The following is a 20,052-nucleotide window of genomic DNA, read 5'->3' on the forward strand; positions in this document are numbered from 1 at the left end:
ATTACCAACACAGAGCATGGGTAAATATCCTCGACACCTATAATGTGACTCAGAGCATGTCTAGAAAAGGGAATTGCTTAGATAATGCACCCATGGAAAACTTTTTTGGCTTATTGAAACAAGAAATGTTTTATGGCGAACAGTTTGACACTTATGAATTGCTTGAATCCGCTATCCGAGAGTATATTGAATTTTATAACACCAAGAGAATTAAGACAAAATTAAAAGGCATGTCTCCTGTTCAATACAGGAAACATACCTTAAAATCAGCATAATACCAAATAGTCTAACTTTTGGGTATCACGTCAAAAGTGGCTGCTGTTTAATATTTACGTATACTCTACTCTCGGTTTCTTAAGACCGATTAAGTAGCCTAAAATGTAGCCGACAATCATGAATGGAATCCACTCAAAGCTGTAGCTGAATAATGGAAGTGACTCAAGCCAGCTCATTTCCATCCAGCCGTTTCTATGAAGGACAGACAGGATAGATAGTGCTGTCACTACATATACCGGAATCTGCAGGCTCAGTCTTGGTGACGGTAAGAAATATGTCACGATCAGAAGCAACACAGTTGTCATAGCGATTGGATAGATGATGGACAGTATTGGTACACTTGTTGCGATAACCTGATCCAGTCCCTGGTTCGCAAGGCCGAATGAAATTAATGTAAATACAACGACCCAAAGTTTGTAAGGGACTTTAGGCAGAATGCTGTTGAAGTACTCAGACACTGATACGATAAGCCCGGTACCTGTCGTAATACAAGCAAGGAAGACAATGACTCCCAGTAAAATTGGTCCGAAGATACCGAACACATCACTGCTCATGTAAGTCAGCAGGAATGTTCCTAAGTTCTGATCATCAACTAATGCTCCGCCAAGGTCTACACGGTTTGCCAGCCATCCAAGTGAAATGTAGATTGCTCCAAGCAGTGCAGCTGCAAGTAAAGCAGATTTGATTGTGCCGATAAGTAAATCACGGCGGTTAGTAATACCAAGCTGTCTGATTGAGTTCAGTACGAGAACACTGAATGCAATCGCTGCAATCGCGTCCATCGTTAAGTATCCCTCAGTAAAGCCGATTGTAAATGGTGAAGACTCCTGGAATGTTGCTGATGCCGGGTTGATTGAGTTTGAAAAATAAGCAATCCCTGCAACGATGATTAAGAGTACAATTCCAATAAGTAAGAGCGGTGTGAGCACCTGCCCGATAGTGTTAATTAAAGTTCCTGGTTTAAGACTTAATAATAAGACTATGATAAAAAATGCTAATGAAAAAACCAGTAACCAGATGCCGGTGTTTTCACTTAAGAAAGGCACGATAGCCATTTCATAAGCAGTTGTTGCTGTTCTTGGAATGGCAAAGAACGGTCCGATCGTTAAGTAAATAGCGACCAGAAATGCTACTCCGAATGCCGGGTGAATATGTTTTAAAGATTCTTTATATCCATCTTTAGAAATTGAACCTACGATAACTCCGATTAAAGGAAGACCTACCCCTGTAAGGACGAATGCAAGCATTGCAGTCCAGAAGTATTCTCCGCTCCCAAATCCGAGCGCCGGCGGGAAGATTAAATTACCTGCTCCGAAGAACATGGCAAATAATGTGAACCCGACCATTATGACTTGTTTTGTACTCATGGACATCGCCTCTTCTATAAAAATTAGTATGCAATTATCTTACACTAATATTGCAGAAAAATCTACAAATATTTGAATTATCTGACTTTTATTACTAAGAAAAATAGGTTTTGTAAAATCCGCCGATTTTTCCTGAGTTGTCTTTAACAAAAATATACTCTTCTGTTTCATTTACAACTGTATATTCTTTGCCGACAGTCAGCATATCAGAGACTTTGTACTTCTCTGCATCTGTGTGTTTTACAGTAACCGTTCTAAGATTATTGTTTTCCCATTCATTTTGAAGCATTCTATTTCCTCCTAAGTAAAAAAGAAAAGGTATCACGAGGATACCTTTCTCTTATTAAATTGTTTTAAATTTAACCTTCTAATAATAAATCTTCAGGGTTCTCAATTAATTCTTTAATTGTTTTAAGGAAGCCGACTGATTCAGCACCATCAATAATTCTGTGGTCATAGCTTAATGCAATGTACATCATTGGACGGATTTCAATATCGTCACCAATTGCTACAGGACGTTTCTGAATCGTGTGCATACCAAGAATAGCAGCCTGTGTACCATTGATAATCGGTGTCGACATTAGCGATCCGAATACACCGCCATTAGTAATTGTGAATGAACCGCCTGCCATATCGTCAAGAGATAATTTTTTATCTTTTGCTTTCTTAGCAAGTTCAGCAATATCATTTTCAATTTCAGCGAATGTTTTACGGTCTGTGTTGCGGACAACCGGCACCACTAAACCTTCATCAGTAGATACCGCAATCGATACGTCGAAGAAATCTTTGAAGATAAAGTCCGAGCCGTCGATTTCAGCATTTACCGCCGGGTATTTACGTAGTGCAGCTGTTGCAGCTTTAGTAAAGAATGACATAAAGCCAAGTCTCGTGCCGTCGTTGCGTTCCTGGAAGCTTTCTTTTTTACGTTTTCTAAGTTCCATAACGTTAGTCATGTCAATTTCGTTAAACGTAGTCAGCATTGCCGTGTTTTGCGATACGTCAAGAAGACGTTTAGCAATTGTCTGTCTGCGGCGTGACATTTTCTCACGTCTAACCGGTTTTTCAGGTGCAGCGTTTTGAGCTGGAGCGGACTTTTTAGGCTCTTCTTTTTTAGCTTCTGCTTTAGGAGCATTGCCGTGGTTTTCAACATCCTGGCTGCGTACTAAACCGCGCGGGTCAGTCGGATTGATGTCTGAGATCTTAATCCCTTTTTCACGTGCAAGTTTTCTAGCTGAAGGTGTTGCAACAACAAGTGCGTCGCTGTCGTCTTCTTCAGCCGGCGCTGCAGGCGCTTCAGATTTAGTTTCTTCAGCTTTAGCGTCTTTCTTGTCTTCCTGTTTCGGTTCAGCTTTCTCAGCAGTTTCCCCGCCGCCTTCACCGATTACAGCGATAACCTGTCCAACTTCAACAGTGTCGCCTTCTTCAGCTTTAAGTTCAGAAATTACGCCTGCTTCTTCGCTGACGATTTCAACGTTTACTTTATCAGTTTCAAGTTCGAGTACGTTCTCGCCTTTTTCAACTGAGTCTCCCACTTGTTTAAACCAAGTAGATATTGTTCCTTCTGTAATTGATTCTGCTAATTCAGGCACGATGATTTCAGCCATTTTATAATTTACCCCCTATTATTTTAAAGCTTTTTCTATAATATTTTGCTGTACTAACTTGTAAGAACCGCCGTTGCCTTCAGAAGTCGAAGCGCTCGGTTTTCTGCCGATATAGTTAAGTTTTGCTTTAGACGGTACGATATCGAGCAGGTATGGTAATGCAAAATGATATGAACCCTGGTTTTGCGGTTCTTCCTGGACGAAGCGCACTTCTTTCAGGCCTGTAATATCATTTAATACTTCTTTAATTGCTTCAGCCGGGAACGGATACAGCTGTTCCAGTCTGATAACGATTACTTCGTCGTTCGGTGTTTCTGCTTTAGCCTGTGCTTCAAGCAGGTCTACCGCTACTTTACCACTAGCAATGGCTACTGTCTTAACTTTTGTTTTCTTGTATTCAGGCACGATAATTTCGTGGAACTGGTTATTTACAAACTCGCTTACCGGCTGGCTCGCTGTTGTGTTGCGCAGCAGGCTTTTCGGTGACATCACGACTAACGGACGCATTTTCTCAGTGTTTAAGTACTTCGCCTGGCGTCTTAACAGGTGGAAGTAGTTGGCACTGCTCGATAAGTTAACGACTGTCATGTTATTTTCAGCACATAACTGTAAATATCTTTCGAGACGTGCAGATGAATGCTCAGGTCCCTGACCTTCCTGTGCGTGCGGCAGCAGAAGCGTTAATGCTGTTCTCTCACCCCACTTGGAATGTGCAGATGACATGAAGACATCAAAAATCGGCTGAGCCATGTTTGCAAAGTCTCCGTACTGGGCTTCCCAAATCGTTAATGCGCTGTTGTTCTCGACGTTGTAGCCGTACTCGTAAGCAACCACTGCCATTTCAGTTAACGGCGAGTTGTAGAGCTCAAATGAAGCTTCAGCGTCGCTGATGTTGTGCAGCGGCGTGTGTTTCTTGCCTGTTTCAGGATCGTGCAGTACTGCATGGCGGTGTGCGAACGTACCGCGCTCTGCATCTTCACCTGTGAAACGGATTGGCGTGCCGTCCTGGTTAATTGTTGCGAATGCAAGAGCTTCCGCATGAGCCCAGTCGACAAGTGCCGTGTCGTCTTCAAATGGTTTTTTACGTCTTGATAAAACGTTGTTTAACTTTTTAAGCGGTGCGAATTCTTCAGGGTACTCTAAAAGCTCTTCGTTAATTTTAGCAAGGCGGTCGAATGTAATATCTTCTTCAACTTCATTCGCCTGCCCTTCCATAATGACTTCAGGTGTCTGAATATCTTCAGTAACGACAGTGTCAGCTTTATCAATCTTGTCATGCTCAGCTCTTAATTCATCCTGAATCGCCTGTATGATGCTGTTTTTATCTTCCTCTGTAATGACACCGTCAGCTACGAGCTGATCTCCGTAAAGATTGTCGATTGACGGGTATTCGTTTACTTCATTATAAAGGTTCGGGTTAGTCGTCATCGGTTCATCCATTTCGTTGTGGCCGTAGCGGCGGTAACCGATTAAGTCGATAACTAAATCTTTTTTGAATTTCTGGCGGTACTGAATCGCAATGTCGATCACTCTGAGAACATATTCCGGACGGTCCGCATTGACGTGGAATACAGGCATATCGAAACCTTTAGCGATGTCAGATGCGTACAGTGTTGAACGCGCATCCCACTCTTCAGTCGTAAAACCGATGCGGTTGTTAGTAATAATATGCATTGCACCGCCGACTGAGTAGCCTTCAAGGTTAGATAAGTTCATCGACTCAGGGTTAACGCCCTGACCTGGGAATGCAGCGTCACCGTGAATAATTACACCGAGTGAATTATCAACGTCGTGAGTCGCTTTTCCAGCCTGGTCAGTTTTCTCCTGCTGAGCACGTGTACGACCCTGTACGACAGGTCCGACAATTTCAAGGTGCGACGGGTTGTTGGCAAGCGTTACTGTTTGTTCGATGCCTTTGTCCGTTCTTGTTTTAACACCGCCAAGATGGTACTTAACGTCGCCCATCCAGCCGTTTGTCAGTTCTAATGAACCGTCTTCAGGAAGGAATTTCATCGGGTCAGTCGACATAAATTCACTCAGCATCATTGCGTACGGTTTTTGCAGCGTATGCGTCAGCACGTTTAAGCGTCCGCGGTGAGCCATACCGATTTGCAGGTGCGGAATGTTTTCTTCAGCCATACGCCCGAGGAGGTGGTCGAGCATCGGTACGAGCGAGTCAACCCCTTCAATTGAGAAGCGTTTTGCGCCGACAAAGTTTTTGTGAAGATATTTTTCAAAACCTTCAGTTTTAACTAATTCCTTGAAAAGATAAAGTTTCTTATCGTTGGAAAGTTCGACTTCGCCGAGACCCTCGATTGTATTCTGCAGCCAGTTTCTTTCTTCAGTGTTATTAATATGAGTGTATTCATACGATAACGGTGAAGTGTAGATTTGTTCAAGGTAACGTGCTGCTTCAAGCGCATTGCTGAATTTATCAGCAAGTGCTTCAGAAACGATACTTGCAGGCAGGTTTTCAAGATCTTGATCCGAAAAACCGTAGGCATTAAAATCAAAGTCAGGTGCATTGTCAATTTCCGGAGAGTAAACCGGATAGACATCCGCTTTTAAATGACCGTATTGTCTAATGTCATTTAACCACTGCAAAATACCTTTAATCTTATCCTGGCCTGTTGAACTAAGTGCCTGGTTCGATTGACGAGTATTACTTCCTTCACTTGAAGAAATGCTTTCGAATAGTAATTGCATTTCCTCAGATACTGATTCCGGGTCTTCTTTGTACATGTCAAAATACTCAAGAATCATACCTAGATTTGTTCCAAATCTTACAGGAGCATTCTCAACTTCATTTTGTTGCATTGTACTGCCACCTCTTTATAATTTTTAAATACTCTTTACGTATAAAATTTTACCATTTTACAAGTGTTCTTGAAAGCGCAATTGTAGTTTGTAACTAATGTTTTCGATGTTAATTTTTAGATTTTGGGAATTTTATGTGAACAGTTGTTGAATTTCCTTCAATACTTGTAATCCAGACCTTGCCGCGGTATAATTCCACGATTTTTTTAGCAATTGATAAACCGAGTCCGTTTCCGCCCTGGTCACGGCTTCTGGATTTATCGACACGGTAAAATCTGTTGAATACCTGCTCGATTTCATCTTGTGGAATACCAATACCTGAGTCGGTAATTGAAATTTCAATACTGCCGTCACTATTTAGTTCCGATGCTACCGTAATATGCTTGTGCTCCGTATCAAATTTAATCGCATTATCGAGGAAAATAATCAGCATCTGTTCAAAATGATAATTATTAATCGGATACATAATTTTGCCTTTATGAAGTTTTGCGTCGAACGTATAATCCGGATGCACTTTATCGAGACTTTCAAGACGGCTCATTATTTCATCATTTAAATTGATGCTTTCAGTCTGTAAATAATCTGAGCCCTCATTTTTCGTCAGGAGCAGCAGCTCTTCGACAAGCTTGTTAATGCGTTTCAGCTCTTCAATTGAAATGCCGAGCGATTCATCGAGTACTTCAGGGCTGTTTCTGCCCCACCGGTTAATCAGCTGCAGATGTCCCTGAATAATCTGCAGCGGTGTTCGGAGTTCGTGCGATGCATCTTCAACGAACTGTTTCTGCTGATTATATGACTCTTCGAGCGCACCCATCATATTATTAAACGACTCAATCATATAATCCGTTTCAATAATATTCGTCTTCAAATCGAGACGCTCGGCAAAGCCCTGGTTCTCAATTTTCTTCAGCTGACCGGTGAATCTGCCGATTGGCTTGACCATCTGAATCGAGAAGAAATAACTGATTATCGATGTAAATGTAATCGATAAAAAACCGATTATGGTTGCGATGAACAGCATCATGCGGATAATCGTGTTGTATTCATTCAGCGGATGCACGACCGACACGTAGCCGTGCCAGTAATCCGACTGCAGCATGCGGGTGCCGACAAGGAAATCATCCCCGTCGAGGCTGACTGTTTCAATAACGGGATTGACGTTCGCCTCAAAATCAGTATCAATATTTAACTGGGTGCGAATCGGCCAGCGGTAAACCTCTTCCCCGCTCAGCGTGTACAGCCCCATCTGCTGATTATCATACAGGCTCGTGTAAATATCCCGTTCGGTAATCGAGTTGAACGGCTGATTTTCATATAATGTACTGACATCCGATAAACTTCTCGAAACCGACCGGTATTCCTGGTCTTTTAAATAAACACTTGTCGCGTAAATTAACAGTGAACTGAAGATGAGATACGTAATCGTTATAATCAGAATGGATAATTTCAGCCACTGCATGCGGAGTGATGTTACACGATTCATTGTCTGATCACGTACCCGACGCCGCGCACAGTTTCAATCACTTTATCCTTATTGAACGGTTTTAATTTATTGCGCAGATATCTGATATATACATCGACAACATTCGTTTCCACTTCGCTGTCGTAGCCCCAGATAATATCGAGAATCTGTTCGCGTTTCATTACAATGCCCATGTTTTTAACGAGCAGATGTAAGAGCTCATGTTCAGTTTTCGTCAGTTCAATCGGAGTACCGTCAATCGCAACAGTATACGCAGACGTATCAATTGAAATTCCGTGGAGATCCAGCGTATCGTGATTCGTTTCGGTCGATTTATTGCGGCGCATAATTACGCGGAGGCGCGCGAGCAGTTCCTCAATCTCAAACGGCTTCACAATGTAATCATCCGCACCGTAATCAAGACCGACGACTTTATCGTACGTATCCCCTTTTGCCGTAATAATAATAATCGGTGTATCCTTTGACTTTCTGAGACGCCTGCACACCTCGAGCCCATTTAACTTGGGTAGCATCAAATCCAGCAAAATTGCATCATAATCATTCTCTGACGCCAGATCATATCCTGCCTGCCCATCTGCAGCAAGCGTCACATTATAACCCTCGTGACCTAATTCCAACTCTATGAAACGCGCTAAATTCGTTTCGTCTTCAACTACTAATACTTCCGGCATAAGCCTCACCTACTTTGTCTACATATTATCATGAAAATGATGGTGATTAAAAATGAAAGGTGCAGTTTGGCTGGGGTTTTGAGCAAGATTGTAAGATTTGACTCGACCTTGCTCATTTTTGTCGTGATTATGAGCAGGATAGCTTATTTTTAAGTGACCTTGCTCATTTTTGTCGTGATTATGAGCAGGATAGCTTATTTTTAAGTGACCTTGCTCATTTTTGTATTAATTTATGAAGAGAAGCGTATTTATCAGACAGTGTCAATTTCACATTGTCCGACAAATCATTTTATCAGACAGTGTAGCCATATATTTTTAGAAATTACACTTTTGACCGTCTATGTAAATTCTACAATGTCATTCAAACGATAAAAAGCTCGAATTCCCCAGCCCATCAGCCAAAAAAAATAAAAAACCGGAAATCCTTTCTCAAGGGTCTCCAGTTTAGCTAAATATTATTTATATCATTAACTTACAATTGTATTTGGTGTTTCCATCATATAGCTTTGCTGTTTAATAAGTAAATTCGTTTTTACATCGGGCCATTCGTCGTCGATAATTGAATATATTATTAAATTGCGCGGCACGCCGTAGAGGGCGCGTTCTTTTCTGATGATGCCTTCTTTTGTGAAGCCGATGCGCTCGATCGCTTTGTTGCTGCGTTCATTACGTTCGTCTGCGCGTACTTGTACGCGCATGAGCTTTAACACTTCGAAGCAGTATTCGAGCAGCAGGAATTTGCTGTCAGAGTTAATGAATGTGCGCTGAGCTTTTGTGCCGAACCATGAGGCGCCGATTTCGCAGCTTTGGCGTTCGTAATCGATATGCTGAATGCGCGTAGCGCCGACAACTTCGCCTGTTGCTTTTAATACGACAACAAATGGTATTGTTTTCAGCTGATTGCGAAGCTCAATAGCACTCTGAATCCATTCGCTCATCGCTTCTTCGTTTGTGGCCTGAAAAAGCATGTAAGTCCAAATACTGTCATGATTGATCGACTGAAGTTCTGCGGCGTGGCTTAACTGCATGGGCACGAGTCGAATTCTGTCGTTTTCAAGCGTAATGTTTTCATATAAATTTATTGCCATATTATCACCTGCCGTCTTAATATTACCCAAGGTAATTTCATTATAATTCCTCGGAAAATATTAAGCAATAATAATATTTTAAATTAAATTAAGGCCGTTTTTTTAAACTTTTTATGGAGCACAGCACTTGTCCCGACGACTACTGCAAGGCCGATAACAACGCCTGCCAGCACGTCTGTCGGATAATGTACGCCGAGGTATACTCTGGATGATGAAATCATCAGAATAAACGTTGCGCACACTGTCATTAACAGAGCTTTATTGTTTAAATCAGTGTTCTTAATTATGGTCGCAAGCGAACCGAAAAATATCGTCGAGCCCATTGCGTGCCCGCTCGGGAAACTGAAGCCTGAAATTTCAATCAGACGGAGCATTGACGGACGCTCGCGGTCGAACGAGTTTTTCAGAACTGGAATTAAAACGCTCGATGCCATCATGGAAATTAAAATGAAAAGCGTATGAATCTTTAATTTATAGAGCATTAAAATTGAAATCAGAATGAGCGACATGACAATCATGGACAGTACTTCACCAAGCTGGGTAAAGCCGAGCATCAGTGCCGTCGTAATAAAACTTTCGGATGCGTAAATAAATTCATAGACTTCACGGTCAATCCAGCGGCCGAGTCTCGACTCGTGAAAAATAGCGATCACGCCGAATATTAAAGTAAAGACTAAGAATAAAGACATTTTCTTACTCCGGCTCACTCCGACGCCTCCCCAATCAGTTTATCGGCAAGTTCTGCCGGGTTAACTCCGTCGTTAAACTGTGTCATTTTATATGTGATATCACTGTAGTTATCATCGATATAGTTCAATTTTTCATTTAAATTTTCAAGGTTCAGATTTTCTTCTTTAAGAACTTCTGCATAACCTTTCTTTTTAAAGTATTTAGCATTTTGAATCTGATCGCCCCGGCTCTGATCAAGACCGAGCGGAATTAAAATCATCGGTTTCTTCTGGAGGAGCAGCTCGAATATTGCGTTCGAGCCGCTGCGGGATATAACGATGTCGCTGATTGCGAGTAAGTCTGCAAGCTCATCGCCGACGAATTCAAACTGTTTGTAATTCACATTGCGAATCTTTTTATTAATATTGCCCCGCCCTGTTAAGTGAATGATCTGGTACTTTTCTGTCAGCTTATCGATATTGTCATGCACGAATTCATTGATTATCTTCGCACCGAGCGAACCGCCCATCACGATAAGCACTGGTTTGCCGGAGTTGAATCCTGTTAATCGGTAGCCGGTTTCATTCGTGCCTGAGGAAAGCTCAGGGCGGATAACCGGTCCGAGATACTCGGCTTTCGCATCGGTAAATTGTTCTGCAGTCGTCTCGAAGGTGCAGAATACTTTCGTTGCAAATTTGCTGGCAATGCGATTAGCGAGCCCAGGCGTTAAGTCCGACTCGTGAATATAAACCGGCACATCTGTTGCAGCAGCTGCGAGTACAACGGGGACCGACACAAAGCCGCCTTTAGAAAAAACAAACAAGGGTTTTTCACGTTTTAAAATTTTCTTCGCATCCGTGACGCCTTTAACCACTTTAAAAATATCTTTTAAATTTTCAAATGATAAATAACGGCGCAGCTTGCCGCTCGAAATTTCATGGTATGGAATATTTAACTCCGAAATGATATCTTTCTCGATACCTTTTTTCGAACCGATATAATGCGGTTCAATATTTTGCTTTTGAAATTCAGGAATTAGAAGTTTATTGAGCATAACATGGCCGACTGTACCGCCGCCTGTCAGCATTACTTTTTTATTTTCGTGAACCATATGCGCCCTCCATAATACTTAGTGACTTTACTTTAAACTATTTACAAATTGTCTACAACAAAAAATTCCGTACAAATGCAATCTGTACGGAATTTGATGTCTTATTCTTCCTCTTCTATCTCTTCGTCTTCAGTTAAATTTTGTTCATCTTCAGTGACCGGCGGAATATGCGGTGCATTGTCCCTTGCCTTTTGTTCAATTTCCATAATTGACATGTCACCGTTAATATAATCGATTAAATAATTCAACTGAGCGTCATTTTCGTTAATGGTTTCACGAATATCAGACAGAATGCCTGTTGTCGTTTCACCGGTTACAATACCATCAGCTTCAAGTTTTTCATCTGTCTGATAAGCCATTACGGCTGCAGTCAGCTTGCTGTCGAAGTTATTATCGAACTTCGTAATATCATAGCCAAGCTCATCGAGTGCCACTTTAATCGACAGAACTTTATCGTTTGTCTGCCCTTCAGCGAACACTTCGTCTTCAGTGAGCAGTTCGATGCGGTAGTAATCCGGATTAATTAATTCAATATCCGGCGTAATGCCCTCATCCTGCACCCATGTCTTATCAGGTGTCAGCCATTTAGTATTCGTGTATTTCAACATTGAGTTATCTTTAAACTCGCTCGTGCGCTGAACAACACCTTTACCGAATGAAGTCGTTCCTGCAATCTGAACATTTGTTAAATCATCGAGAGCGCCTGTAAATACTTCAGAAGCACTTGCCGAACCTTCATTAATTAAAATGTACACATCATCGAATGATTCAGCGTTTGGGTTCTTCTCATTTTCAGTAACGATTTCCTGCTGGTTGCCCTGATTATCTTCAAGGTACAGTGCAGCAGTACCAGAATCAACAAACTGGTTAATCAGTGTCACTGCTTCATTTAACAGACCGCCCGGATTGTAGCGGAAGTCGATAATAAGCGCGTCAACACCGTCTTCGGCTGCCTCATCGATAAACGCACTGAACTCGTCAGTAGTACCCTGCTGGAATCTGTTAACGCTGATATGTCCGACACCATCGATTTCTTCATATGTCACACTGTCGATATGAATCGTATCTCTCGTAATCGTAATATCTGACGGGCTGCCTTCGCCGCGCTGAATCGTCAGAACGACATCCGTGCCCTGTTCGCCGCGGATCAGCTGTACTGCTTCTGTCGTCGTCATGCCTTCAAGTGATTCACCGTCAACAGCGAGAATCTGGTCGCCCGGTTCAATGCCGGCCTGTTCTGCCGGAGAGCCTTTCATCGGACTGGAGATAATGATTTTGCTGCCTTCCATCATTACTTCAGCACCAATACCTTCAAAGTCTCCGGTAATGCTTTCTTCGAAGTCACCGGTTTCATCGATATTCATATACTCACTGTATGGATCGTCAAGTCCTTCGACCATACCGCGGATTGATGATTCGATTAAAGCGTCTGAATCGACATCCTCATAATAGTCTTCATTCAGTGTGTCGTAGACACTGTAAAGTTTTGCAAATTCGGTTCTCGTATCAGTTCCGACGTTGACTGCACGTTCCTGATTATTTGATATTGCAATTGCTGTTATTACTACACTGATTATAATCGTCGTTAAAATAATGACGATAAACCAGAATATATTCATGTGAACGGACCGCAGTTTAGACTGAACGTTCTTGTCATTGTTTTCTTCGTCCAAGTTATGCACCCAATTTCTACCTATGTATTACTCATATATTATCAGTTTACTTGATTAAAGAAAAGAAAAGAACAGTGAAATCACTGTTCTTCAAAAAATAGATGATTATTCTCCAGCAAATGGTACTGCTGCATCAAGCGCAACTTCAATCATATCGTTGAATGTTGTCTGTCTTTCTTCTGCAGTAGTTACTTCACCTGTAATAAGGTGATCTGAGATTGTCAGGATTGCTAATGCACGTGCATTATACTCTTCAGCGATTGTAAATAATGCTGCAGATTCCATTTCAACCGCAAGCACACCGTAATCTGCAAGCTGTTTAGTATCTGTTTTAGTATCGTAGAATGAGTCTGCTGTATAGACGTTTCCGACTTTTACATCAAGACCGCGTTTTTTAGCTTCGTTGTAGCTTGCTAAAAGCAGGTCGAAGTTTGATGTTGGCGCAAAGCTCACGTTACCGAACAACTTGTTGTTCTGGTAAGAGTCTGTTGTTGCACTTTGTGCAATAACAACGTCGCGTACTTTAACTTCTTCTTTTAATGCACCGGCAGTACCGACACGAATTAAGTTTTTAACGCCGTAGTCGCGCATTAACTCATGAATGTAAATTGAAATTGACGGTACACCCATACCAGTTCCCTGCACTGAAATTCTCTTGCCTTTATAAGTTCCAGTGTAACCGAACATATTGCGGACTTCATTGTAGCAGACAACATCTTCTAAAAATGTTTCCGCGATATACTTCGCACGGAGCGGATCGCCCGGCAGTAAAATAGTATCGGCGATATCGCCCTGTTTTGCATTAATATGAATACTCATATTTTCATCTCCTCTTATGATCGTAGCCATTCTGTGTAGTCTGAAAAACTTTCATCAAACGTATCTAATGATATATTAAGATACGGGTTCTTTTCAAGATAATCTGAGATTTCTTCGTAATTATTTGAATACTTCGGGAAAGACATATCATCCGCAATATGGTTTGCCAGCTGACCAATGTCATTTTTCGCCCCGATTTGTGTCTTTATATACTGGTAATATGGTCGATCTTTCATATTACGCCTTAGAATCTAACAGCTTGACGTATTCTCCGTAGCCTTCTTGTTCAAGCTCGCTTTTCGGAATAAAATCAAGCGCTGCAGAGTTAATGCAGTATCTTAAGCCGCCAAGTTCCTGCGGTCCGTCAGGAAAGACGTGACCGAGGTGCGAGTCTGAAGTTTCACTGCGGACTTCCGTGCGGCGCATGCCAAATGACGTGTCTGTATGCTCGGATACATCTTCATCTGACAGAGATTTAGCAAAGCTCGGCCAGCCGCATGAGGAATCGAATTTATCAAGTGACGTAAACAGCGGTTTGCCGCTCAGTTTATCCACGTAAATTCCTTCTTCAAAATGTGTCCAGTATTCATTCTCAAATGGTGCTTCTGTACCATTCTCTTTCATTACCTGTCTTTCAAGGTCTGTTAATTCACTAATATCTTTTCTTGTCATTATTTTTCACCCCATACATTTTCTACGAAACCTTTACGTCCTGATCCTTTGTAATACGCATTGTAATGTCCTGTATTTTTCTTATAAAAGTCCTGATGTTCATCTTCTGCTCTGTAGAAGTTTTTATACGGCAGCACCGGTGTATTGATCGGGGCCGGAAAAATATTTGCTTCATCAAGTTCTTTAATTAATTCAAGTGCCGTATTATGCTGAGCTTCATCGTGGTAAAACACTGCCGGCATATAATGCGGGCCGCGGTCGCCAAACTGTCCGCCGATATCAGTCGGATCGAACGTTTTGAAAAATACTTCCAATAGTTCGCGGTAGCTCATCACTTCTTCATCGAAGTCAATCTGCACGGCTTCAACGTGTCCTGTTGTACCTGTGGATACTTGTTCGTACGTCGGATTCGGTTCGTCACCGTTAGAATAACCTGAAACTATTTCTTTCACGCCGTCCCATTGGTCAAACGGTTTAATTAAACACCAGAAACATCCGCCTGCTAAAGTTGCTGTAGCCATAAATTAATTCCTCCTAAAAATTGTTGTTAACTGAAAAATACCATGCATTGTTTTCATAGTCTATTTTGTCGGCTTGGAGTTCTACACCGAAATACTGTTCAAACAGTGACATATCGATTACAATCGCACGTTCGGTTTCGCTCATCGCTATGCCTTCTGGCAGATCGACAAGCTTTCTGAGTGCTGTGTACAGCGTATCTTCACTGAACGGCAGCCCCGCTAAATTTAAATCTGTTAAGTGAATAATAATATTATCCCCGTTTACGACCGGTTCTCCGGCAATGCTTGAATTAATAGAAAATCCGAGCAGCTGCTGTTCAATATCAACAACGATGCCGTCTTCATTAATATTAACTGTAAATTCGTCATATGGAATATTATCATTAATCAGAGTTTCAATCGTACTGTTCGTTAAAATAAACTCAAGTTCTTCAGTCTTTTCTGGCGGTTCGTTCCCGCTTGTCTGTTCATAGGACTGGTTGAAGAATGAGGCAAGCACAACGACAACAGCGATATTCACCGCGAGCAATATGAAGAAAGAAATCATCCATATATTTTTACGCATCGCTTACAGCTCTCTTGTCAGGTGCATGAACTTATGAGGGGAGCGGTTTTTATCGTCTGCTATACCCTCTTCTGATGATTCGATTGTCCAGTCGTTTAAATCATAAGCGGGGAAAAATGTATCGCCGGCAAATGTTTCGTCAATAACTGTAATATACATTTCATCGACCAGATGCATGGTCTGTTCATAGATTGTGCTGCCGCCGAAGATAAATACTTTGCCGGAAAGGTCTTTTATGTCATCGATTGAATGAATGACGTCCACACCTTCAGCTTTAAAGTTTTCATCCGTAGTTAAGACGACATTTCTGCGGTTAGGGAGTGGACGTCCGAGCGTTTCAAATGTCTTTCTTCCCATAACTATTGTATTCCCTGTCGTGTGTTTTTTTAATCCTTTTAAATCTGCCGGAAGACTCCAGGGCATGTCGCCTTTAAAGCCGATAACGTTCTGATTCGCATGTGCAACTATTAAAGATACCATTAGTTTCCTCCTATACTGCAATCGGTGCTTTGATTGCCGGGTGGGATTCGTAGCCTTCAATTTCAAAGTCTTCGTATTCAAGTTCAAACATCGATTTGTCCGAATTAATTTTAAGTTCCGGTGCCTCGTAGCTTACCCGTGACAGCTGCGTATTCACCGCATCGAAATGATTTGAGTAAATGTGCGCGTCACCGATTGTATGCACAAACTCGCCTGTTTTAAGGCCGCATTCTCTCGCAACGAGTGCCAGCAGCAGGCTGTAGCTGGCGATATTAAATGGAATGCCTAAGAAGATATCCCCGCTCCGCTGATAGAGCTGCAGGCTTAATGTGCCGTCTGCCACGTAAAACTGGAACAGCGTATGACACGGCGGCAGCGCCATCGTTTCGATTTCTGCCGGGTTCCATGCACTGACAATATGGCGTCTTGAGTCCGGTTTGTTTTTAATGCCGTCAATCAGATTCTCAATCTGGTCGATAACTTCACTGTTCGGTCCGACCCACTGGCGCCATTGTTTGCCGTAAACATTGCCGAGCGTACCGTATTTTTCACTGAACTTATCATCGTTTAATACTTTTTCTTTAAACGATTTCATTTCAGCTTTGTACTGTTCATTAAAGTCTTCGTCTGCCTGCGCCCGATGACCGAAGTCAGTCATATCGGGCCCGCGGTAATCTTCTGACTCAACATATTTTTTAAAAGCCCATTCGTTCCATATATTATTATTGTACTGAAGGAGATATTTAATATTCGTATCACCGCGAAGGAACCAGATTAACTCGGTTGCCACGAGTTTAAATGAAACCTTTTTAGTCGTTAAAAGCGGAAATCCTTCTTTTAAATCAAAACGCATCTGATGACCGAAGACGGACTTAGTTCCTGTATTTGTGCGGTCAGTCTTCGTTGTACCCTCTTCCATCACACGGTTCATCAGGCTGTGATAGGCATTATCAAATGAATTCATTAAAATCACCCTTTTCTTTTATAATGTACTTCTATATAATTAGTATTAATTAAGAAGAGAATATTATTGTGATCGGAGTGTTCAGAATGGAAATTTTATTCACAGTCGGTTTAACTTTACTTGCAGGCTACATGATTACAATGTGCATCTACGAGTAAGAAAATATTTAGAAAAAAGGAAAGGGTATACCCTTTCCTTTTTTATTTTGCACAATATTCGTCAAAATCTGCTTTCAGATCCATCATGATATCTTCAATCGTTCTATTTTCAATATTTTCACGTGCTGTAAATGACACGAGTTTGCCGCCTTTAAATAAAGCGAATGACGGGCTTGACGGTTCAGCATCAATATATTCGCGCATTGCAGCTGTCGCCGGACGCTCCTGTCCTGCAAATACAGTCGCCAGACGGTCAGGTTTCACCGGGTTCTGGTTTGTCACTGTTACAGCAGCGGGTCTGGCAAGACCTGCTGCACAGCCGCAAACGCTGTTAATAACGACAAATGTCGTTTCGTTTTCTTTAGTATTCTTCATAAAATCATGCACACCTTCAGGTGTCGTTAATTCACTAAAATCGTAATTCGTCAGTTCCTGCCTCATAGGTTCTGCAATTTCTTTCATATATGCCTGATATGCATCCATGTTTACCGCTCCCTGTTCTGCATTTGTTTCCACACGCTGCCGAGTGCATCTTCGCCCTGTTCAATACGGGCAATTGCTATTTCTATCTGCAGCCTTACATCGTACTGCGGATCATTCTGATGTGCTCTCAATACTTCCAAACTCGTGTCATCGCCGCTTTCGTATATAAACATTGCCGCACGCCAGCGGACAATTGGATTTTTATCTCCGAGTGCTGTATGCATATCTCCGAGTCCTTCTTTAAAATCGAGATCGCTGTATGCATCTGCTGCTGTTCTTCTGACCGGAATTGCGCGGTCACCCATAGCAATTCTTAAATATTTAAGTGTTTTTGGGACTTCAATCATTGCAAGCAGGCTGACACTCATACGTCTGACCTGCATTTTCTCATCATGAAGTGCGTGTTCCAAAAGCGGGTAATCGCTCTCATTAGGTGTATCGAAATGATTCAGCATATAGAGGCGCTCTTTCCAGTCCTCTGTATTTTTAAACTCATCAAGCGAAACCTTGAAGTATTTCATCGGCGCCGGCTGCACGCGGTTTTTTGCTTCAGCCACGAGTTCAATGAGCGTTCCTTGTGGATACAGTGCTTCAATTTCCTCAATGACTTCAGTAAATACGTCTTCCGGCGAACCGTAACGGGTACTTAAATTTTCCCACTTGCGGTCAAAAATAATGTTATCTTCAGGCAATGTTGCGTTAGTGACGGCTTCAGTAAATCGTGCCGGCAGTTCGCGGCGGTGTTCTGTGCCGTCATTTAACTTTACCTGATAAGGAATTCCTTTAAACATGAGCACCTGAGTGTTCACTTCACCAAAGTTCGACTCAGGTGTCAGTCTTTTTTTGCTTCACCGGGTTCTGCGTTATTAAAAGTCGCTTCAATTTTCGGAATCAAAGTTTCCCAGTCTGTTTTCGAGCTTTTATCGACAGAAATAAAATCGAGTGCGTGGAAGACGCTTGTTACATCTTCAAGTTCCAGTACGCGCGCGATAAATGCCGGTGTATCCTCAGTGACCGCTTTGTAAGTTGAAGATCTCATTTCCTCTTTTGTTTCATTAACAGTAATTTTCATAGTATTCGGGCTTGGTGTCGGTTCAATTCTTACGATTTCCATAGTAGTGCCTCCAGTATTATAATTTATTGCCGTACATTTTCATTTCGATGCCGACGGAACATTCCGTAATGCAGAATGAATGTGCACTTGATTTGCTTCCTTCAGTCCGGTTGACTTCTTTCAACATACATCCTCTGCAGTATGTACGTTCAAGATGATTAATTTTATCCAGAACTTTCGTATCCATTATCATACCTCATTATTTTAAATTGCAACATAGCTAAAAAGCTAATTCAAATTTAATTTTTTGCGCTCTTTATACAAACGGTCTTTAGCCAGTATGTCTGCACCACGGTTATTTTTTCTCGGTGTATGAGTAATTATAAACATATCGAGCGCTTTTGTTAAGGGAACGACTCTGTCGTAGTATGATTTGAACACTTTATTTTTAACGTGGCCTTTATCGAAAGTATCGACGATAATTTTAGAATCCGTATACACGATTATTGATGTCAGCTTCAGTTTCACGGCCTGTTTAAGTGCAAACTCCAGCATCGCCCATTCCCCTTCATGGTTATCCATTTCACCGAGCAGCACGGACTCTTTTGAGTTCAGCAAATCGTCTTTAATAATAAGCCCGCCGCATGCAAGTTTCGGTTTGAGGCTTGCTGCTGCATCGATATATATTTGCGCCATTTATATCACCCTAAGTTTAAAGTTGATAAATACTTCTCTGCGAGACGGAGATCATGATGCTGCAGCACCTTGTTAATATGTCCAATATCAAGGTTAAGTGTGCTCTTGTCCATCAGTCCGTCCAGTTTCATCGGCACGTCCGTAATAATTTCAGCAAGACGCTGGGACATTTTAAGTGAGTCCATATCATTTATAATCTTGTCCTGCATTTTCGGCGTCAGCGTATCCAGATTGTTTAACAGCTGATCGACCGAGCCGTGGGTTTGAATCAGTTTAAGCGCAGTCTTCTCTCCAATACCTGCGACACCTGAATAGCCGTCACTCGCGTCGCCCATCAATGCTTTGACATCGATAAACTGCTCCGGTGTAATACCGTACTGGTCATGAAACGCCATGAAGTCGTAATAGTGATATTCCGTATAACCTTTTTTAGTCAGCCAGATTCTGTTTGTCTGGTTAATGAGCTGGAGCAGATCGCGGTCACCGCTGACAATCGTCAGGTTATCGATGTGACGTGCGACTGTGCCGATGACATCATCCGCTTCATAGCCGACGATACCGTCCTGATAAAAACCGATATCGTGCATAACGTCTTTAATCATGCCGAACTGCGGCACCATTTCTTCAGGCGCCGCCACGCGGTTTGCTTTATAACCTTCGTACCATTCGTTTCTTACTGACTTCGAACCCATATCCCAGGCGATAATAACATTATCCGGTTTAGTGAGTTCGAGCAATTTGAACGTATGTCTCAGCATGCCTTGAACACCGTTCGTCGGAACATCTTTACTGTTATACATAAATTGATTACGGAAGCTTGTCGCGTAAAAGTGTCTGAACAGTAAAGCCATGCCGTCTATTATTAAAGTGTGCTGTGTCAA

The 20,052-nt window shown here is 42.0% G+C and carries 22 protein-coding genes and 1 pseudogene; 1 reads left to right on the forward strand and 22 read right to left on the reverse strand.

Annotated features, from left to right (window positions below; genetic code table 11):
- A partial coding sequence (locus H625_RS0100005; RefSeq protein ID WP_026858025.1) for an IS3 family transposase occupies window positions 1–275 on the forward strand: 275 nt, incomplete at its 5' end.
- Between the two features lie 54 nt (window positions 276–329).
- Here H625_RS0100005 and brnQ read toward each other — a convergent pair.
- The 22 genes and pseudogenes from brnQ to H625_RS0100120 form a co-directional block, all read right to left on the reverse strand.
- Window positions 330–1,643, reverse strand: a complete 1,314-nt coding sequence (brnQ, locus tag H625_RS0100010; RefSeq protein WP_026858026.1) for a branched-chain amino acid transport system II carrier protein — start codon at window positions 1,641–1,643, stop codon at window positions 330–332.
- A 94-nt stretch (window positions 1,644–1,737) separates the two neighbouring features.
- Window positions 1,738–1,932 (reverse strand): DUF6501 family protein, encoded by a 195-nt coding sequence (locus tag H625_RS0100015; protein WP_026858027.1) that lies wholly within the window; start codon window positions 1,930–1,932, stop codon window positions 1,738–1,740.
- Window positions 1,933–2,002: 70 nt separating this feature from the next.
- Window positions 2,003–3,247, reverse strand: coding sequence for a 2-oxoglutarate dehydrogenase complex dihydrolipoyllysine-residue succinyltransferase (gene odhB, locus H625_RS0100020; protein ID WP_026858028.1), 1,245 nt, complete (start codon window positions 3,245–3,247; stop codon window positions 2,003–2,005).
- A gap of 18 nt (window positions 3,248–3,265) precedes the next feature.
- Window positions 3,266–6,064 carry a 2-oxoglutarate dehydrogenase E1 component gene (locus H625_RS0100025; protein ID WP_026858029.1) on the reverse strand — a complete coding sequence of 933 codons (2,799 nt, stop codon included), beginning with the start codon at window positions 6,062–6,064 and terminating at the stop codon, window positions 3,266–3,268.
- Window positions 6,065–6,173: 109 nt separating this feature from the next.
- Complete coding sequence (locus H625_RS0100030; RefSeq protein ID WP_026858030.1) at window positions 6,174–7,547, reverse strand: HAMP domain-containing sensor histidine kinase; 1,374 nt, start codon at window positions 7,545–7,547, stop codon at window positions 6,174–6,176.
- Entirely contained in the window at window positions 7,544–8,218 is a 675-nt protein-coding gene (locus H625_RS0100035; protein ID WP_026858031.1) for a response regulator transcription factor, read from the reverse strand. Before H625_RS0100035 ends, H625_RS0100030 begins: the two co-directional genes overlap by 4 nt.
- 467 nt (window positions 8,219–8,685) lie before the next feature.
- Entirely contained in the window at window positions 8,686–9,306 is a 621-nt protein-coding gene (locus H625_RS0100040; protein ID WP_035784842.1) for a GNAT family N-acetyltransferase, read from the reverse strand.
- Between the two features lie 83 nt (window positions 9,307–9,389).
- Window positions 9,390–10,013, reverse strand: coding sequence for a phosphatase PAP2 family protein (locus H625_RS0100045; protein WP_026858033.1), 624 nt, complete (start codon window positions 10,011–10,013; stop codon window positions 9,390–9,392).
- Window positions 10,010–11,086 carry an undecaprenyldiphospho-muramoylpentapeptide beta-N-acetylglucosaminyltransferase gene (locus tag H625_RS0100050; RefSeq protein ID WP_026858034.1) on the reverse strand — a complete coding sequence of 359 codons (1,077 nt, stop codon included), beginning with the start codon at window positions 11,084–11,086 and terminating at the stop codon, window positions 10,010–10,012. Before H625_RS0100050 ends, H625_RS0100045 begins: the two co-directional genes overlap by 4 nt.
- Window positions 11,087–11,187: 101 nt before the next feature.
- Complete coding sequence (locus H625_RS12315) at window positions 11,188–12,768, reverse strand: S41 family peptidase (RefSeq protein ID WP_425402147.1); 1,581 nt, start codon at window positions 12,766–12,768, stop codon at window positions 11,188–11,190.
- A gap of 96 nt (window positions 12,769–12,864) precedes the next feature.
- Window positions 12,865–13,578 (reverse strand): purine-nucleoside phosphorylase, encoded by a 714-nt coding sequence (gene deoD, locus H625_RS0100060; RefSeq protein WP_026858035.1) that lies wholly within the window; start codon window positions 13,576–13,578, stop codon window positions 12,865–12,867.
- Between the two features lie 14 nt (window positions 13,579–13,592).
- On the reverse strand, window positions 13,593–13,814 hold the full coding sequence (locus tag H625_RS0100065; protein ID WP_026858036.1) for a YozE family protein: 222 nt from the start codon (window positions 13,812–13,814) through the stop codon (window positions 13,593–13,595).
- A 1-nt stretch (window position 13,815) separates the two neighbouring features.
- The gene (msrB, locus tag H625_RS0100070; protein ID WP_026858037.1) at window positions 13,816–14,250 is read right to left on the reverse strand and encodes a peptide-methionine (R)-S-oxide reductase MsrB; all 435 of its coding nucleotides are present in this window, start codon (window positions 14,248–14,250) and stop codon (window positions 13,816–13,818) included.
- A complete protein-coding gene (msrA, locus tag H625_RS0100075) occupies window positions 14,250–14,771 on the reverse strand; it encodes a peptide-methionine (S)-S-oxide reductase MsrA (protein ID WP_026858038.1) in 522 nt (173 codons plus the stop codon). Before msrA ends, msrB begins: the two co-directional genes overlap by 1 nt.
- Window positions 14,772–14,784: 13 nt before the next feature.
- Complete coding sequence (locus H625_RS0100080) at window positions 14,785–15,336, reverse strand: DUF2140 family protein (protein WP_026858039.1); 552 nt, start codon at window positions 15,334–15,336, stop codon at window positions 14,785–14,787.
- 3 nt (window positions 15,337–15,339) lie between these two features.
- Window positions 15,340–15,816 carry a dihydrofolate reductase gene (locus tag H625_RS0100085; RefSeq protein WP_026858040.1) on the reverse strand — a complete coding sequence of 159 codons (477 nt, stop codon included), beginning with the start codon at window positions 15,814–15,816 and terminating at the stop codon, window positions 15,340–15,342.
- Window positions 15,817–15,826: 10 nt separating this feature from the next.
- Window positions 15,827–16,780, reverse strand: coding sequence for a thymidylate synthase (locus H625_RS0100090; protein WP_026858041.1), 954 nt, complete (start codon window positions 16,778–16,780; stop codon window positions 15,827–15,829).
- A gap of 200 nt (window positions 16,781–16,980) precedes the next feature.
- On the reverse strand, window positions 16,981–17,421 hold the full coding sequence (locus tag H625_RS0100095; protein ID WP_026858042.1) for a BrxA/BrxB family bacilliredoxin: 441 nt from the start codon (window positions 17,419–17,421) through the stop codon (window positions 16,981–16,983).
- A gap of 2 nt (window positions 17,422–17,423) precedes the next feature.
- Window positions 17,424–18,535, reverse strand: a pseudogene (locus tag H625_RS12320) (conserved virulence factor C family protein).
- 16 nt (window positions 18,536–18,551) lie between these two features.
- A complete protein-coding gene (locus tag H625_RS13315) occupies window positions 18,552–18,722 on the reverse strand; it encodes a zinc-finger domain-containing protein (protein ID WP_084135631.1) in 171 nt (56 codons plus the stop codon).
- A 41-nt stretch (window positions 18,723–18,763) separates the two neighbouring features.
- Window positions 18,764–19,171, reverse strand: a complete 408-nt coding sequence (locus H625_RS0100115; protein WP_026858045.1) for a reverse transcriptase-like protein — start codon at window positions 19,169–19,171, stop codon at window positions 18,764–18,766.
- A 5-nt stretch (window positions 19,172–19,176) separates the two neighbouring features.
- Window positions 19,177–20,052, reverse strand: coding sequence for a 5'-3' exonuclease (locus tag H625_RS0100120; RefSeq protein WP_026858046.1), 876 nt, complete (start codon window positions 20,050–20,052; stop codon window positions 19,177–19,179).

Source organism: Jeotgalicoccus psychrophilus DSM 19085, from assembly GCF_000425845.1.
In the GTDB taxonomy this organism is placed as follows: Bacteria; Bacillota; Bacilli; order Staphylococcales; family Salinicoccaceae; genus Jeotgalicoccus; species Jeotgalicoccus psychrophilus.

What these genes read in the sequence shown, in the direction of transcription:
- brnQ (WP_026858026.1), bottom strand. Translation starts at nt 1,643, where the DNA reads ATGAGTACAAAACAAGTCATAATGGTCGGGTTCACATTATTTGCCATG.
- H625_RS0100015 (WP_026858027.1), bottom strand. Translation starts at nt 1,932, where the DNA reads ATGCTTCAAAATGAATGGGAAAACAATAATCTTAGAACGGTTACTGTA.
- odhB (WP_026858028.1), bottom strand. Translation starts at nt 3,247, where the DNA reads ATGGCTGAAATCATCGTGCCTGAATTAGCAGAATCAATTACAGAAGGA.
- H625_RS0100025 (WP_026858029.1), bottom strand. Translation starts at nt 6,064, where the DNA reads ATGCAACAAAATGAAGTTGAGAATGCTCCTGTAAGATTTGGAACAAAT.
- H625_RS0100030 (WP_026858030.1), bottom strand. Translation starts at nt 7,547, where the DNA reads ATGAATCGTGTAACATCACTCCGCATGCAGTGGCTGAAATTATCCATT.
- H625_RS0100035 (WP_026858031.1), bottom strand. Translation starts at nt 8,218, where the DNA reads ATGCCGGAAGTATTAGTAGTTGAAGACGAAACGAATTTAGCGCGTTTC.
- H625_RS0100040 (WP_035784842.1), bottom strand. Translation starts at nt 9,306, where the DNA reads ATGGCAATAAATTTATATGAAAACATTACGCTTGAAAACGACAGAATT.
- H625_RS0100050 (WP_026858034.1), bottom strand. Translation starts at nt 11,086, where the DNA reads ATGGTTCACGAAAATAAAAAAGTAATGCTGACAGGCGGCGGTACAGTC.
- deoD (WP_026858035.1), bottom strand. Translation starts at nt 13,578, where the DNA reads ATGAGTATTCATATTAATGCAAAACAGGGCGATATCGCCGATACTATT.
- H625_RS0100065 (WP_026858036.1), bottom strand. Translation starts at nt 13,814, where the DNA reads ATGAAAGATCGACCATATTACCAGTATATAAAGACACAAATCGGGGCG.
- msrB (WP_026858037.1), bottom strand. Translation starts at nt 14,250, where the DNA reads ATGACAAGAAAAGATATTAGTGAATTAACAGACCTTGAAAGACAGGTA.
- msrA (WP_026858038.1), bottom strand. Translation starts at nt 14,771, where the DNA reads ATGGCTACAGCAACTTTAGCAGGCGGATGTTTCTGGTGTTTAATTAAA.
- H625_RS0100080 (WP_026858039.1), bottom strand. Translation starts at nt 15,336, where the DNA reads ATGCGTAAAAATATATGGATGATTTCTTTCTTCATATTGCTCGCGGTG.
- H625_RS0100085 (WP_026858040.1), bottom strand. Translation starts at nt 15,816, where the DNA reads ATGGTATCTTTAATAGTTGCACATGCGAATCAGAACGTTATCGGCTTT.
- H625_RS0100090 (WP_026858041.1), bottom strand. Translation starts at nt 16,780, where the DNA reads ATGAATTCATTTGATAATGCCTATCACAGCCTGATGAACCGTGTGATG.
- H625_RS0100095 (WP_026858042.1), bottom strand. Translation starts at nt 17,421, where the DNA reads ATGGATGCATATCAGGCATATATGAAAGAAATTGCAGAACCTATGAGG.
- H625_RS13315 (WP_084135631.1), bottom strand. Translation starts at nt 18,722, where the DNA reads ATGGATACGAAAGTTCTGGATAAAATTAATCATCTTGAACGTACATAC.
- H625_RS0100115 (WP_026858045.1), bottom strand. Translation starts at nt 19,171, where the DNA reads ATGGCGCAAATATATATCGATGCAGCAGCAAGCCTCAAACCGAAACTT.